Genomic DNA, 15,755 nt, shown 5'->3' with positions numbered 1-15,755 from the left:
AAATTGTTGCGTTGCGCGTAGGTTCCTAGATCTTCTAATACCGAAAGAATCCACTCGTGTTCCGACATAATTTCCCCATCCCTGTTGCCTCTTTCTATCTAGGGTTGAAAAGGTTACTAGTTTATAAACGAGGCACCACAGTTTGATAAAGATGAGTCGGAATTCGAACTGAGTTGTCAATGCGCGCAGAAGTCTAACGCCTTCAAGGCCAACACAGATCTAGCATCTATCGATTGATCCGTTGCGAACAGTTTGTGTGCTATTTCAATTAGAGCATCACGGGTGTTGGTAAACCCTAGCCGGTCGGCTTCAGAAATCGCTAGCAATGTACGCTCAACTAATTCTTTGTTTTCCATGTTAGTCCCCAAACTACTACGTTGCGTCAAGTTTCGTTAAGAACCCTTAACGAATGCCTAACGAACAGACCGCTGCGCGGACCTCCGCTCACCATATGGTAACCATTGGTTCGTGACATGGTGCATTTGGAGTTCGAGCGTTGTCAAAAACCACCTCGAGCTGAAGGAGATCGAGCTCCCGTCACTACGAATGCGGTCGGACTCTTAAGTTGAGTTTGGGCTGCATACGAGTTGCAAACCACCACAACCTGAGGGGGAAATGCAATGCCATACTTAAGGGCCATGGAAATTTGTGCAGTTTCCAGCTAGGTAAATGGCTTGTTTAGGATCAACCGATAATGTTGTCGGAGTATATCCTGGAGACGAGACATTGAAGATTTTTGGTATCGGGCTGAACAAGACTGGCACGCAGTCCCTACACTATGCTTTGCTTCAGCTTGGCTACAATTCGCAACACTGGCTCCCAGCAAACTTTGATCTTTTTGCACGAGGACGGTTTGACGAACTGCTTTCGATTGCCGAAGGATTTGATTGCTTGTCTGACTGGCCATGGCCCTTGATGATGGATCAATTACTTGACCATTACGGCGACAAAGCAAAGTACATCCTGACGACGAGGCGAGATTCCGTAGCATGGCTAAACAGCATTAAAAACCATGCCAATCGGCATGACGACGATGCTGCCCGTTCGATCAGAACGCGAATTTTTGGGTTTGCGAACCCCGTTGGTGTGGAGGAACACTACCTTGAGCTTTACGAACAACATAACAGGAGCGTCCGAGATTACTTTGTGAAACAGGGGTTGACTGACCATTTGCTTGACGTCTCATGGGACAAAGGCGATGGATGGCATGAACTGTGCGATTTCTTAGATGTATCAATCCCTAAGGTGAGCTTCCCTCACCAAAACAAGAGTGCCACTCTGCGACGGGGCAGTCTCTTGAAGCGTGGGAACGCCAGTATGATGCGACGCGTTGACTAGCGATTTCGCAAAGTGCAGTTTGTGTTAAACGAGTGACGAGCGGAGGCTCCTTTGATGGCAAACACTTCAGTTCAAGCCACTTCAATTAAAGCTACTTCGGAGATCGCCATTCCCGAGCCGAACAAAATATCTCAACGGCTTTTTGTAGTTGACGGTTTTCCTATTCGCTACTTAGTGATCCCGAAGTGCGGTTGCACCTACGTTAAGAACGTGCTTTGGCGACTTCAACATGGCCAATCGCACGATGCTCCTATTAGGGTTCATGATGATGATGAGCGTTTCGCGCGAGCCAGTGATCTGAACCTCACTCCCGTCGACATCGCCCATGAAGAACATGCGTTTACGGTCGTGCGCAAGCCGATCGATCGGTTTCTGTCGCTATATTTCGACAAAGTAGTTGGGCCCGGACGTAAGAATTACGTTCCCCTTGCAGCAACTTTGGAGGCAAAGAGAGGACTGATTGGCACTCCACAAGGCGCGGAGGAGCATCGCAAGAACATTGCCATTCTCATAGACTGGCTCGGCGACAACCTGTCCGACGAGGTTGATCTCCCTAAAGAAGCGCATTGGACACCGCAGATGTATCGAAAGAACATCTTGGAAAAATGCGACCTAAAGCTGCTCTTGGTCGAAGACCTTACGGTTCATCTCAGGGTTCTTTTGTCCGGGATCGTTCCTGGGATAGAAGACTTGTTAGGAACATCGGAAAGAAACGAGTCACCAAAGAAGGCTCAAAAGAACAGTATTCTTACCCCGAAGCTGCGCAATCGCATCAACGAAATTTATGCAGGTGACAAAAAGCTATATCAGCGCACGCGGAATGCATGGAAAGCTATTGACCTCGACAACGCAGATGCGGCGTCGGTTCCACGATACCGGTCAATTATTACCTAGTTTGTTGCTGACCGGAAATCGGATCGCTTTAGCGTCTTCGGAGACCGCTGTACGCCAAAGTTGCCTATGGACAAGTGGTGCGTCATGCGAATGCAACTTTGAGCAATGAGGCCGGACGCTTGCGGTGTAAGCGTCCGGCCTGGCTGCTCTGACGGTTCATAGAGTGTGTTGATAGTGTTCACCATTGATAGTGGACATCTTGAGGGCAGATATGGCGGGCAAGAAGGGTCAGAAGAAGCGGTTCTGGTCGGATGAGGAGAAGGTGTCGATCTGTGCGCAAACATGCGCGCCGGGGGTATCGGTAGCACAGGTTGCGCGGCGGTACGCCATGAACACCAATCTGATCCACAAGTGGTTGCGTGATCCAAAATTTGCGCCTGACCTGAAGGCCATCGAAGAACAGACTGCCCCGGAGCCGTGCTTTCTTCCAGTTGAGATTGTTGACCGACCTATGGTGTAAGCGTCCGGCCTCACTGCCCTATGGAGTGGTTTTCCAAGGCAGCAAGTCATCGACGCGGTTGATTTTGTAGTCTGGGATGCGGGCGAGAGTATCAGCCAGCCATGCCTGCGGGTCGACATCATTCAGCTTGGCGGTTTCGATCAGGGTATAGGCGATAGCGGCGGCGCGGCCGCCGGTCTGTGATCCAACGAACAGGTAATTCTTATGACCGGCATCGCCCCCAGCTGAACGCCCGCCAAGCCAAGGCAATCGAACGAATGTTCCGGGAAGGACCAGATGGGTTCAAAGGGGGCTTGAGTGCGGAGAACTACATTTCGATCACAGGAACATCGCGAGCGACGGCAACTCGTGATCTTCAGGACATGGTTGAGATCGCAGCTCTGACCCGTGAGGGCGAGCGGCGGTACACTCGATATTGGCTGAACTTGCCATGCGCGAACGCCTAATTAGGCTTTTAAGAGCGTCTCATCTATCTCTCTGAGAGTCCGCCGATCTCAAATAGCCTTGAAAGAACGAACCGACGGATTGCCGACCTTCGCTGCGCCGCGTACGGACTCACAGAAGGCGGACTTTGCTGCCGTTCATCGCAACCACTGCAAAGTCTGCTTTCGGTTTGGTCGCGGCCTCTCAACAGTAGTGATTAGAAGGCGGTACAGACGAAGCAAACGCGAGAGTGGCAAGATGATCTCTACAAAGTGTCTATCGACGAATGACTTGGCTATCCAGCTTGTCGCCCAAAAATCTGCGCGCGCGAAGAGCTGAATTGGTGGAGATTGTGCCTAAGCGTCAATATGGCGATGGCGTCGAGACATATAGGGATTTCATCCGGCATCAGCACGTTAGGGATGTGAACCAAAGAGCAGCTGCGAAGGAACTCTATTGGGTGCGTGTTTGGCGGGGCGAGATTTAGAAAACCAATGCCAATGATTTTGCCGATGGGATTGCTAGGGCTGCGACACGGGCGCGCGACTTTCTGCCGGATTACGGAATCGATTCTAAGGAGATGGGCTAGACCTATGTTTTCTGGTCCGAAAGCCGCTGCCGACATGTCCAAATTTGACGTGCCGCTGTTTGGAGCCGCTCCTTTGGATAGTATTAGCTGTACCAAAGGTGACTGTTTATGGGACTGAAACGGACGCAAGGAGGATTAAACGAGCACAAAGGGTTGCAGAAAAACGCGATGGGTCCAAATCTCTCAGAAAGAAGACCAATCCAGCGCACGGTTGTCCCTTTACCCGACCCTAACAAAACGAGTGATTTCCGCGACAAGACTCGATATATAAAAGCAGGGTGTTGTTTTTACCGAGTTTCATTAGTTTTATTGACAAAGACTAAGCGTCGGCAAGCCTTAAGACCTTGCCTCACTGGAGCGAATGCTTGGGAAAAATCGACAAACCATTCGAGCTCCTTGAGCCGCGTATTTTGCTGAACGCGTCTTTAGACTTTTCGTTCTCCGACACGCTCGATCTGGAAGCCACGATTGAGAGCATGTCCGCCCTCATCCGTGCCTTCGAAGAACAGTTTGATCCCGAGCAGGCAGGCCTTCTTAACTTGCTGCAAACAGAACTCGGCGTTGGCCTTGATGGCATGGACGATCTGTTTTCGTTGGTGGAAGGACAGGACGGCACGGGCTTTGGCGAATTGGAAGATCTGTTTGAACGGGTGCGGCTGTCTGGCATGCAGGTCGTTGAGGAATACCGCACTGACCTGAACGAGATATTCAGTCCCGCCACGTTTATCGCCACCGACGCGCTTGATCTGGACAGCTTGCGGAGCGGTTTAACAAACCCCGTCATCCTGACCCCGCTTGAGCTGATCGACAGTATCGGTCCTAGTTTGCGCATCAACGGGGATGTCTATCCGCCGAGCGCGACGTTGTCGGATATTTTATACTCGGACGCGGTGATCAACCAGATTTTCGGCGACGACCTTTTGTGGACGGGTGAGGACGCCGCAGATCGCATTGATACGTTCTTTGACGGCATCACGATTGAGTTTCGAACCGGAAACAATGCAGATGGCCCCACCTTTGCACCCGTGACCGCCTTTTTGACCCCGGCGGATCAAATGCTGTCGGACTTGGAATTTGAGTTATTTGTCGACGACCTAAAGGCCAATTTCCTTGCCGCCTATGATTCCGTTTTGGCAGGCGCCGATCTCGCTGAAATCCAGAATGTGTCTTTGGTGGATGTGGACGACGAAAACAACAACAGCATGATTACTTTCACCCAGACCACCGCGGATGAAGTCGCGGTGACGGTGCAATTGCCGCAAGTTCAAACGTTGCTGGATCGTCTTGATCTGGACGCGGACCTGCGCACCATCCTGCCGATTGATTTCGCCTTTACGGGCGAGAGTGCCGTGTTTGAATATTCGATCAGCGCCAGCACGGTGGCGGATGATCTTGGCGCGGTCGGGGCCAGCGATGAAGATACCGTCACGTCCACGTTATCGCTGACAGATATCGGCCTTGCCAGTGATGAAACCGACCCCACAGCTATTGCCGCGCTGTTTGAATTTGGCCTGAACACGGGCACGGGCATCAACTTCACCGATCCGCTGCTTGGCGGCAATATTCCTGAGACTGCCGTTGGGCTTTTGACCGGCACGGTGACATCGATTGAGACGGGGCATTTCGGCCTGTTTGATGCGGGCAACATGTGGACCGGCCTGAGCGTTGATGTGCAGTCGGTTTATACTGTGGACCCGCTGATTGATGCGGTTCAAACCGCGACGATCACGGGGGCAGGGGCCGTTGATTTCACCATGCGCGCGACAGAGCTTGATGCGGACGTTGCCGATCAACTGCTGGAGCTTGATGCCGCCGCGATGCTGGACCTTGTGCGGTTCAACTTTGATATGAACCTGCCGCTGTCGCTGGATTCCGGTGTGAGCTTTGAGGCGAGCCTGACGCAATCGGTCACCTTTGGTGGTGTGACCGCCGACCCGACCGTTGCGGGATTTGGCGACAGCGTGGATGTCGATTTCGACGTCACCAGTTTTGCAGGCATTGATCAGCAGTTTATCGACCCGCTGAACCGTTTGGCCAATGCGTTCTATGAGGCGAGCACCGATGTCTTTTCGGGCTTTTTTGACTCGCTAGGTGACGGGGTGTCATCTGTTCTCAATGATGCGGGGTTCTCTCTCGGGATACCGTTGACGGATTTTGACATCACTGAGAGCTTTGGCCAGATCGCTGATATCTTGCAGGCGATTCCTGATGTCTTCGCGGCCAACCCTGGTGACTTCGGGTTTGCCGAAACGGTCGGTTTTGTCGATTTCAACGAAATTGATGAGACGGGTATTTTTGTTGACCTTGCCTCAGATCTCAGCAGCCAGACGGGCAGCGCCTTAAGCGATGATCAGGCCAAAGCAATTGCGCTGGAAACGTCGCTTACGTTTGCGATTTTCGGGTCGGATGCGGACGGCATTGAAACCCGCCAAGACGTTGTCATCGATATCACCGATTGGGCAGAACGCGATGATTTTGGCAACATCACTGATGAGGCGTTTGATGCGCTCGCCAGTTTGATCGATGCCCAGCTGAGCACCTATGGTTGGGCTGTGTCTATTGCCAACCGCGCAATCACCTTTGCGCTGAGCGGGACGGGCCCTGTGCAGTCCTTGGGCATGGATGTGAATTCTGGCGGGACGTCTTTGCGCGATCTTGGCTTTGTGCAGCCGCAGCTTGATACGGGCGATGTGGGCGGGGTTGAGGTCGCGACGTTGGATGTCCACCGCGAGATCAGCAGCGTGACCTTGAACGAGATGGACCTCGACGTGCTGCGCGGTATGAATTCACTGCGGTTTGATATTCAGATCGGCGATGAAATCCAGACCGTCAACATCAACCAGCCGACAGACGGTTGGGGCGCCAACATGGGCGGCGATCTGTTGCAAGGGTTTGTGGACGAATTCAACGCGGCGCTTGATCTCAAGGGGATCGGGATCACCGCCGTCAGCACAACGATCACTGTGCCTGTCGAAGGCACCGATCCTGTCGTGTTCGAAAACGTGCCAGCCCTGCAGTTTGATTTGGACGCGGGGACGGTAGGAGACTTCAAGATCGGTCTTGATCTGGACTCGCTGACGCGGGCCAACAGCCTTCAGGGTATGTTTGGCTGGATGATCGAGACGGTCGGCGATTTGCCCTGTTTCCCTGGCACACCGGGCAGTCCCGGATTTGAAATTGAGGTTGATCTTGAAACAGGCGATGTGATCTTTGATTTTGATCCGTTCGTGGCCTGCGGGATCGACGCGGACGGCGACATAACCACTGGCCTGCCGACGGTCACGGCGGGTCTGTCGATTGACGGATCGTCTTTGGGTGACTTTGCCAATGTTGATCTGCAAGCCCAGCTGGAGGGCACGCTCAGCGCCGAACTGAACCTTGCCGCGGGCTTTAACATCTTCGACATCCAAGAAGACTTTGCGCAAAGCGAGGACATCTCTGCCTCGATCCTCGACAACGTGTTTTTTGATGAACTGTCGCTGAACGCCGTACTGGATGCGAGTGCGACCAATATCGTTGCGGGTCTTGAGATCGGCATGGTTGAGATCGGGGTTGGCACGGGTGACAACGCAGGCGACCCTGCAAACTTTATCGCGATCAACACCGAACTTGATATCACAATCGTCGGCCAGTCCGATGGGGCGTTTTCCAACCGTTTGACGGGCACGCAGCTTGCGAAATTGGGCACCGACATGGGCGCGGGCAGCCGTCTGACTGATTTGCTGGGCCGCGTTGATCTGACGGGCGGCATTGCTGTCACGCCGCTCGTGACCGACCCGACCGCCGATGACCGCGATTTTATCATAGATGACGGGGCAGGGGGCGCGTTGATTTTGATCTTCCGCCAAGCACTCTTGCGGATCCCGATGACGCCGCCGCCGAGGACCGCCAGAACGTCCTTGATCTCTTGACCATCCACAACGGCGATGACCGTGTGGACGGGCAGGATTATGTGATGGTCGCGATCAACCTTCAGGGGATTGATCTTGGCTTTGGGGGGCTGACGCCCGCTGGCCTTGAAGACACACCGATCTTTGCCTCGATCGGCGATATTTTTGACCCGGTGAACACGACCGACATCGTCTATGACATCGAAGAGCTTGCCTGTCTGACGCTGGTGGACCCGAACCTTATTCTTGATGCGATGATCGGCCTTGGCGATGTGATCGCGATCTATGAAAACAACCTGCAAGAATTCCTGCCGTTCCTGTTTGAAGATGTGCCGCTGCTTAACGATTCACTGCTGGCCACGTTTGATTTCACGTCAGGGTTTAACGACGCGCTGCAAGACCTGCGCGATGCGGGGGGCTTTAGTTTTGAAAACATCAATGATGTGTTTGCCTCGGTGTTCGGGGAAAACGTCGTCACGTTGGAATTGCTGACCGAAGACCCAGTCACAGGCGCCTCTGTGTGTGAGCTTTTCTTTACCCTCGATATCGATTTCCTGAGCGACTTTACGCAAGAAATTCCGTTTAATTTCAATCTTGTAGAACTTCTGGGCACCGAAGGTCTGACCACGTTGCTAGAAGGGGCCGACGACAACGAAGAAGCTGAAAACCAAGGCTCGGAAACGGTTGATGTTCTGGGCGATCTGCTGACCAATCTGGTGGATGCGCGGGCGGATGCGGCGCTTGTGCTGGACCCTGAACTTGGTCTCGATCTGCGGTTCGGGATTGATATTTTTGCCATTGGTGGCTTGCAGGTGTCTGATGCCCAAGCCGACACCACTTTGGCCGAGATTGCCAATGTCACATCCCTTGTGACCAATGGTGCGGGTTTTAACGATCTGCGCATTGATTGGGTGGATACCACCACAGGCGATCAGGCGACTTACCTTCTGGATGTGGACAGCCTGCTTCCCCAAGCCGAAGGCGATCCAGAAGCGACGTTGGACGATGTGGTTGGTGCTATTCGCGCCCTGTTTGATGCGGACGGCACCAACGGGCTGACCATTGATCTTGTCACCAATGACGACGGTGATTTCGTGATTGAGATCAAGGATCCCAATTCCACAGACCGCAACACCGACGGACTTGAGGCGTTGTTCGGGGGCACTGACACGATCACCGTTCCCGCCGCCGATCTTGTTGTTCCAGATGAATACCCTGCGCGGGTCATTCCATTGGCGGATCCCGTTGATCCGGAAGCGGCCTTTACATTCACCATCGACATTGCGGGATCAGGGCCGATCACGATTGAGGTCGCCGCCGAAGTGGGTCGTGATGTCGAAGGTCTCGAACATGCGATTAACACGGCCTTTAATACCGCTGACCCAAGCATTCCCGCCGCCACGGCAAATGCCATCCTGATCGACAATTCCGTTCTTGACCCGTCTGACACATCGGGCGACGGCACACCGCTTTTGCGTTTGTTGCTGGTGCGTCTGGATGGGGACACGGGCGCATTGACGCTTGAGACAATAGCATTTGCCAACAGCCAAGGTTGGGATGAATTCTCTATTGATATCGTCGATGTGACAGGCGCGCTGTTTGATGGCGGCGCATCTGATGCAGGTGGCGCGTTTGTGCAGTTGGAAGGCACCGATCCTTATACCCGCGTGAGGTCACTCTCACGTCGCTGGATGTTCTGGTTCCCGATGAATTTGAGCCGCGCACATTGATCATCGCGCCGCCGCTGCCTGATGCGACGATCCCGCCGACGATCCCGCAGATCAGTGACGGGTTCACGCTGACGATTGATGTGACAGTGCCCGGATCAACGCAGACGGATACGCTTGATCTTGTGATCGCCGATGACCCAAGCCGCATGACCGCCGAAGACCTGGTTGAGGCGCTGAACGAGGCATTGCGCTTCACTGCCCCGGACACCCTGCGAGAGCTGAGCCTTGGCACCCTGACGACCTCTGCAGAATTCGGGTCCATGACCATCAACACAGATCTGGCTGAGGTTATGATCCTTGCCGGCAATATCTTTGAGTTTGAGGTCAATGATCTTGGGCTTGTTGCCCTTACGACAACGGATGCGCTGATCAAGTCGGGCCTGCCCGAGTTCGGGTTTGAGGTGTCTTACACGGCCGTGGCCGCGGGCCTTCAGACGGGCGGGGCCGCCTTTGGAAATATCCACGCCACGGGCACCCCGTGGGAAGCAACCGATGCGTCAAAGGGCTACAGCTTTGCCATTCAAATCGGCGATGGCGACCCGATTGATGTCATCCTTGAGGAAGATTTCAGCCGTGTGGCGCGGGCTGATTTGGTCGAAGCGCTGAACGAGGTCCTGCTTGAGACGGGCGTGGATCGTGACCTGTTGTCTGACACGGCAGTGATTGGCACGACAACAACGCTGAGCCAGTTGTTCCGGTTTGTGGCGAATGGCGATGACCTCACCTTGCAGACGACGAATTTCGCGCAAGTGAACGGGTATGATGATTTTGCCTTCAGCGTGTTGGGCAATGACACCAGCCATGACATCACCTTTGAAGTGACTGAGCTTGAGGAATCCAACATCGCACAGGCACTTGGATTTGCCTCTGCGATTGAACTCGCCGATCTGCTGAATGATCCGACCTATAATGTGGTCGAGGGGGACATCACGTCTTCCGCGCTCAAGGCGAAAGATATCAGCCATGATGCGCCGATTGTATTTATTGACACAGAGGCCACTCAGATTTCCGCGAACCTGAGCGTGGGAACGCCAGACGGGCTGAACATGGTGCTGGCCCTTGGTCCGCTTGAAGTCGGGATTGAAGGCGGGTCTGCGTTCATTGGCGCCAGTGGCGGCGAAGGACGCGGCTATATCGCGGGTGTGGTTGAAGACATCGATGGCACTGATGACGGGCGCTATGACTTTGCCCATCTCTATGGCATTTTCCAATCCGATGACCCTGATTTCCTGCCCTTGTTCGGGCTGGATGTTGATTTTGAAACGCGGATTGACCTGCCGTTCAGCGGGGCCTTCGGGCTGTTGAATCCTGATGATCACGGCTTCATCTATGAATCCACTTTGCTGCGCACCACGGGCAATCCGAGCGATCCAAACGACAACGTTGTATCTGCCGCCGACCTGTTTGGCACCGTTGAGGATGCGCTGAACGCGCTTTATCTTGATGATCCCTTTGCCAGTGACACGGACGCTGCGCGTGCTGCTGCGATTGCTTTGCTGGACGAACATTTTGTCGGTGACGCGCAGTCATTGGCGTTGATCGGTTTTGCCCTGACGCAGGATGAACTGGACGGATTGTCTGAACCCATCGCGGACCTTGCAGTGCTTGGCGACACGCGTGCGGGTGATCTTTTGCCCGATGGCACCTTGCCGTTTGATTATTACGCGCCGTCTGGCGGTGCCGCGTATGGCCCCCACTATATGGAACTCAACCTGCCCGGGGTGGGTCTGTTTGATTGTGCGGGAATTCTTGATCTGCTGAATGATCCATTGGCAATTGTGAATGGCCTCGACATGATGGCGGGCACGATTCAGGGCTTCATTGATGAGTTCATGGCAGACCTTAATCTACCGTTAATTGGCGAGAATCTCGCTATTGGGGCAGGGTTCTTTGATGATCTGGTCTATGACGTGCTGGACGAGGTGCGCGCCGATCTGGAAACACCGCTGGCGGAAACGGGCGCGTTGCCGACGACGCTTGATCTGATCAACGTGTTGATGAACCGCGCGTTGAACCTGATGCTTGATCCCGAGGATACAGCTGCGGACCAACAGTATATTGCTGCTGCGATCTATGGCGGTGCGGGGGAGCCTGCGATCTACGGCAGCATGTCGTTCAATTATGAGGTCTTCAACGCCGACCTTGCGGTGGGCCTTGCGCTCGAGATTCCGGGTCTCAACCTTGAGGCAGAGAGCGGATCAACGATCAACCTGACCACGACCATGGATATTGACCTGGGCTTTGGGCTGGATTGTGACGGGTTCTTTGTTCTTAACGATACAGACAGCCCCGAAATCGCCCTGATCTTTGCTGCAACGGCCAATGATTTTGAGGGCGGTTTCAACGTCGGCGGGGTCCTCGACATTGAGGCAACGGCGACGGCGGGCGCACAGACCAGCGTCGTTTCAACCGTCGGCCTTGATCTGTTTGGCCAATCAGGGATCGACACGGGCGCGGGTCTGGAACTGGATCGCTCATACGGGTTTGCGGAAACCGAACTGCAGGGCCTTGTGGCCACAGATGCGGGGAGCGCCAACCAGCTTGGGCCTGATCGTTTTGACAAGACGGTCTACCTGCCGCAGATCGACTTTGGCGATTTTGCCACCTTCACATTCAGTGCCGATGTCCAGATGCATCTTGATCTGCTCGCGCGTTTTGATGTTGGCAGCGGCGCGCCGGAACTGACGACAGATTTCATCTTTGTCGCGGCTATCCCGCCCAATCCTATCGGTGAGGCCACGTCAAACGACATCATCATCACCGAGTTGAAGTTTGACAATATTGCCCTGCAAACGGGCACGATTGCAGAAATGGTTGGCACGGTCCTCAACCCAATTGGCGACATGTTGGCACCGGTAACGGATGTGTTTAACCAGCTGTCCACGGTGACGCCGCTGAACTATGCGCTGAGCGCAATCAGCACAGTGTTTCCGGTCATCAATGTGGGCAACCAGATCAACAGTATTCTTCAATCGTTGGGGCCTGCGGGCGATTTGCCGACGAGCGCAGACGGCGGCATTTGCATCGGCACCTATAACTTCCTGGGCTTCAAGTCGCAGGTCGCGTTGTCCGATTTCCGCGCCAGTGATGCGATCTTTTTCCCCTGCATCGGCATCGACTATAATTTCGGCTTTTCGTCGGCAGTGTCGGGGCCGGGCATTAGCATTGATATTCCGCTGCTGACCGATCCATCCAATGCGCTCAATATGTTGCTTGGCAATTTTGACCGCGTCAGTCTGGTTGAGGTGGATTTCAACCTTTTGGATGCGGATATCAACGCCAATATCTCTGCAGCGATCACCGGCAACCTTGGTTTGCCGAGTTGGATCAGCGGTGCTGTGCGCAATGCGTTTACCGCCGAGGTCGATATTGATTTTAGTGCCGGTATGACGGTGGGCTATGATCTGAGCGGGATCGTCAACTTTGCCAATTCCTATGATCCTGAACGGCTGCTGGACGGTGTGTTCATCGATGCCGCCCCTGGTGCGCTGATTGACGGGTCCATCCGCGGGAACTTTGGTCTTAACGCCAGCATTGCAGGCGCGTCGGGCAGCATTGGCGGCGATGTTAATCTGACGTTCACGGACCCCAACAACGACGGCAAGCTGCGTCTGACAGAATTGATAGCACAGGTTGAACTGCTAGGAACGCTTGAGACGCCGAGCCTTGATGAAATCCTTGGTGTGTTCTTCACAGGCGAAGTCAGCTTTAGCGCGGCGTTGAGCATTTGGGGTGGCATCAACTTCCCGTCGCCACTGCCTGATCTGAGTTTTTCAACCACGGTGTTTAACGAGACATTGTTTAGTTACACGCTGGATCCGACGCTGGTGCCGCCTGAAATCGCCGATATGTTCGGATCAGGCAGCAACACGACAGCCGTTCTGAATGTCGGGGCGCGGGCAGGCAATAACCTGTCCTCGATTTCCCAAGACGGGGACGACACGATCGTTGTGAATGCAAATGGCTTCGTGAATTACACATCCAACGGACAGGTATTTTCGACATCGGGTGGCCAGACGATTGACCCAACACGCGGGCTTGTCATTGCGGCGGGTGAGGGCACCAATACGATCGATCTTTCTGCACTGACCAGCGGCACAAGCGCGTCGATCACCTATACAGGGGACGGCAACGACACGATCAATCTGGCGCAAAACGGCACTCATGTGGTGTTTGCGGGCGGCGGAACCGATACGATCAACCTCGTCAATGGCAGCGGCACCTATTACATCTTTGCCGAAGACGGGGCCGACACTATGAACCTGACCACCGCAGCGGGCGGCACGGTCTATGTGTTTGGTGGCGATGATTTCGGGATGCGGGAGCACTTCCTCAGCACGTTTAATGCCAACGGTCAGTCAATTTCGCAATTTGTCACTCCTGCGACGATTGCTGCACAGTTCACCAACGCCAACATGCAGCTGAGCGGTGTGGGCAACAGCCTCTCTACGTTCGAAGACCTTTATACACGATCAACCCAGTTGACGGGGCAGGGCGATGACGAAGTCATCACCATTGGCGGATCAGGTAATGCCAATATCTTTACAGGTCGCGGGGATGATCTGATCGCTGTCTCGGGGGCAGGGGACGCGAATGTCTACACGGGCGGCGGCAATGACCAGATCAACTTTACCGGAACGGGCACGACCCAAACCGAAGCAGGGGCAGGCGCTGACCTTGTGACCTTCACCGGCGGTGCCAACACCGCCTACGGTTGGGGCGAAGTCTCTGCGAGCGACGAAGCCTCTGGCGCGCTGGATCACCTGATGCGCGCGGACGGCGATGACATCATCATCGGTGAAGCAGGGGCTGACAGTTTCTTTGGCCAATATGGCAATGACATTCTGGGCGGCGGTGAAGGCAATGACCTGCTGGATGGCGGCTTTGACGATGACCTGATGTCGGGCGGCAACCTTGAGGTGCGCACGCTGGATTCAGATGGGGTGCCCAGTGCAACCCTGATCGATCTGACCGATCCGAATGCCGTTGATAACCTGCAGTCGCGCCTTCAGGTCACGACGCAAGACCTCAACGATGGTCGCGATTCACTGCGCGGCGGGGCAGGCAATGACATCTTGCTGGGCGGTGGCGGCAACGACACGCTTGCCGGCGGAGATGGTGCCGACCTTGTGGTGGGCGATTATGGCCAGATCAACGTGTCCACCAACCGCGTGGCCGAAACCTTTGTGTCCACGGGCATGGAGTCTGTCACAGCTGGAACGGATGTTCTGGATGGCGGCGCAGGGGGTGACATCCTGATCGCGGGCGGCGCGCAGAATGTGGATGTCACCGAAGTTATCGTCGATCTGGTGGGCGACAACATCGTGTTTGGCGACTTTGGATTGGTCGAAGGGTCCCGTATTCTGGAGGCCGTCGACGGCTACCGCGCAATCGCATCCGACACAGGCACACGCGACGACATCACGACAGGTGCGGGCAATGACGTTATCATCGGCGGTGAACGCTCTGATACGATCAATGCCGGCCTTGGAGGAGATTTCGTCATTGGTGACTTGGGTGATTTCCTGCCGACAGGGGGCCTTGTAAACGGCGAAGACATTCGCGATGCGGTGATCGTCAGCACAGTTGATCCCAACGATGGCGACGATCAAATCTCGTTCGGTGTTTCTGGCGAAGATGATCTGTTTGATGTCGTCGTTGGCGGTGGCGGGGACGACGATGTGACCTCTGTCAACGGTGGTCTGGCGATGATCGGGGATTACGGTCAGATCTTCCTGAGCCCCGCAGGTGTGCGCGCATTGCTGGGGCTTCTGCCTTTGTCCACCACCGCAACACCGGAGCAAATCGAGGCCTATAATGCCCAGATCGCCTTGATCGAACGGTTGGTCAAAAGCATGGAAACCATCGATGCGGACGGCAACGTCTATGGCGACATCGGGGCCGGGTCCCTGTTTGGTGATGACAGTATTACCACGACAGAAGGTGGCAATGTCTTTGCAATTCTGGGCGGCAACACCATGGCGCCCGATGGCACCATGGGCGGAGACACGGCAACGCTTGCTGATGGGCTGAGCTATCTGATCACCGATGATGGCCGTCTGACGATTGAACAGATTGCAGCGGATGTGCCTGGCGGGTCCTTTGGCGCTGTCACGGGCGACGCGTTCAGCACCCAATTTGCGGGCAACGACACTGTGATCACGGGGGAGGGGCGCGATATTATCCTCACCGGTGATCTGGATGACGTGGTGTCTGCGGGCGATGGGCTGAATATCGTGATGACCGACAACGGCACGCTGCTGACATCTGATGTGCTGACAGCGGCCCCCACCACACTGACCAGCCGCGCTGGGCGGGCGATGGCAATGACACATACACAGGCGGAGCAGATGACGATTTGGTCGTGCTCGGGGTGGCATCAATGATGGCACCAACCCGACCGATGTCGCGACATTGGGCGAAGGCGAGAA

6 protein-coding genes and 3 pseudogenes are annotated in these 15,755 nt (G+C 54.8%); 7 read left to right on the top strand and 2 right to left on the bottom strand.

What is annotated here, in order from left to right:
- Positions 1-176: 176 nt before the first annotated feature.
- Positions 177-356 (bottom strand): hypothetical protein, encoded by a 180-nt coding sequence (locus FTO60_RS17515; protein WP_148057321.1) that lies wholly within the window; start codon positions 354-356, stop codon positions 177-179.
- Between the two features lie 370 nt (positions 357-726).
- On the opposite strand from FTO60_RS17515, the gene FTO60_RS17510 reads away from it, so the two are divergent.
- From FTO60_RS17510 to FTO60_RS17950, 3 genes and pseudogenes are all read left to right on the top strand, one after another.
- Positions 727-1,338, top strand: a complete 612-nt coding sequence (locus FTO60_RS17510) for a sulfotransferase family protein (RefSeq protein WP_148057320.1) — start codon at positions 727-729, stop codon at positions 1,336-1,338.
- 54 nt (positions 1,339-1,392) lie between these two features.
- Positions 1,393-2,232, top strand: coding sequence for a sulfotransferase family 2 domain-containing protein (locus tag FTO60_RS17505; RefSeq protein WP_148057319.1), 840 nt, complete (start codon positions 1,393-1,395; stop codon positions 2,230-2,232).
- A gap of 292 nt (positions 2,233-2,524) precedes the next feature.
- Positions 2,525-2,692: pseudogene (locus FTO60_RS17950) on the top strand (IS66 family insertion sequence element accessory protein TnpB); the annotation flags it as partial.
- Positions 2,693-2,710: 18 nt separating this feature from the next.
- Here FTO60_RS17950 and FTO60_RS17495 read toward each other — a convergent pair.
- Positions 2,711-2,902, bottom strand: a pseudogene (locus FTO60_RS17495) (transposase domain-containing protein); the annotation flags it as partial.
- Between FTO60_RS17495 and FTO60_RS17945 the strand changes: the two are divergent.
- The 4 genes and pseudogenes from FTO60_RS17945 to FTO60_RS17475 form a co-directional block, all read left to right on the top strand.
- Positions 2,896-3,138, top strand: a pseudogene (locus tag FTO60_RS17945) (DUF4172 domain-containing protein); the annotation flags it as partial. The pseudogenes FTO60_RS17495 and FTO60_RS17945 sit on opposite strands and share 7 nt — an antisense overlap.
- Before the next feature lie 976 nt (positions 3,139-4,114).
- A complete protein-coding gene (locus FTO60_RS17485; RefSeq protein ID WP_172623959.1) occupies positions 4,115-7,615 on the top strand; it encodes a hypothetical protein in 3,501 nt (1,166 codons plus the stop codon).
- Positions 7,612-9,324 (top strand): hypothetical protein, encoded by a 1,713-nt coding sequence (locus FTO60_RS17480; protein ID WP_148057317.1) that lies wholly within the window; start codon positions 7,612-7,614, stop codon positions 9,322-9,324. Before FTO60_RS17485 ends, FTO60_RS17480 begins: the two co-directional genes overlap by 4 nt.
- Entirely contained in the window at positions 9,321-15,710 is a 6,390-nt protein-coding gene (locus tag FTO60_RS17475; RefSeq protein WP_148057316.1) for a calcium-binding protein, read from the top strand. Before FTO60_RS17480 ends, FTO60_RS17475 begins: the two co-directional genes overlap by 4 nt.
- The last annotated feature ends 45 nt before the right edge of the window (positions 15,711-15,755 follow it).

It is taken from the genome of Octadecabacter sp. SW4 (assembly GCF_008065155.1).
GTDB lineage: Bacteria > Pseudomonadota > Alphaproteobacteria > Rhodobacterales > Rhodobacteraceae > SW4.
Note: the sequence above shows the minus strand (reverse complement) of the source record. Positions and strands in the feature narration are given on the sequence as shown.

Coding starts and splice junctions, on each gene's coding strand:
- FTO60_RS17515 (WP_148057321.1), bottom strand. CDS start 356: ATGGAAAACAAAGAATTAGTTGAGCGTACATTGCTAGCGATTTCTGAA.
- FTO60_RS17505 (WP_148057319.1), top strand. CDS start 1,393: ATGGCAAACACTTCAGTTCAAGCCACTTCAATTAAAGCTACTTCGGAG.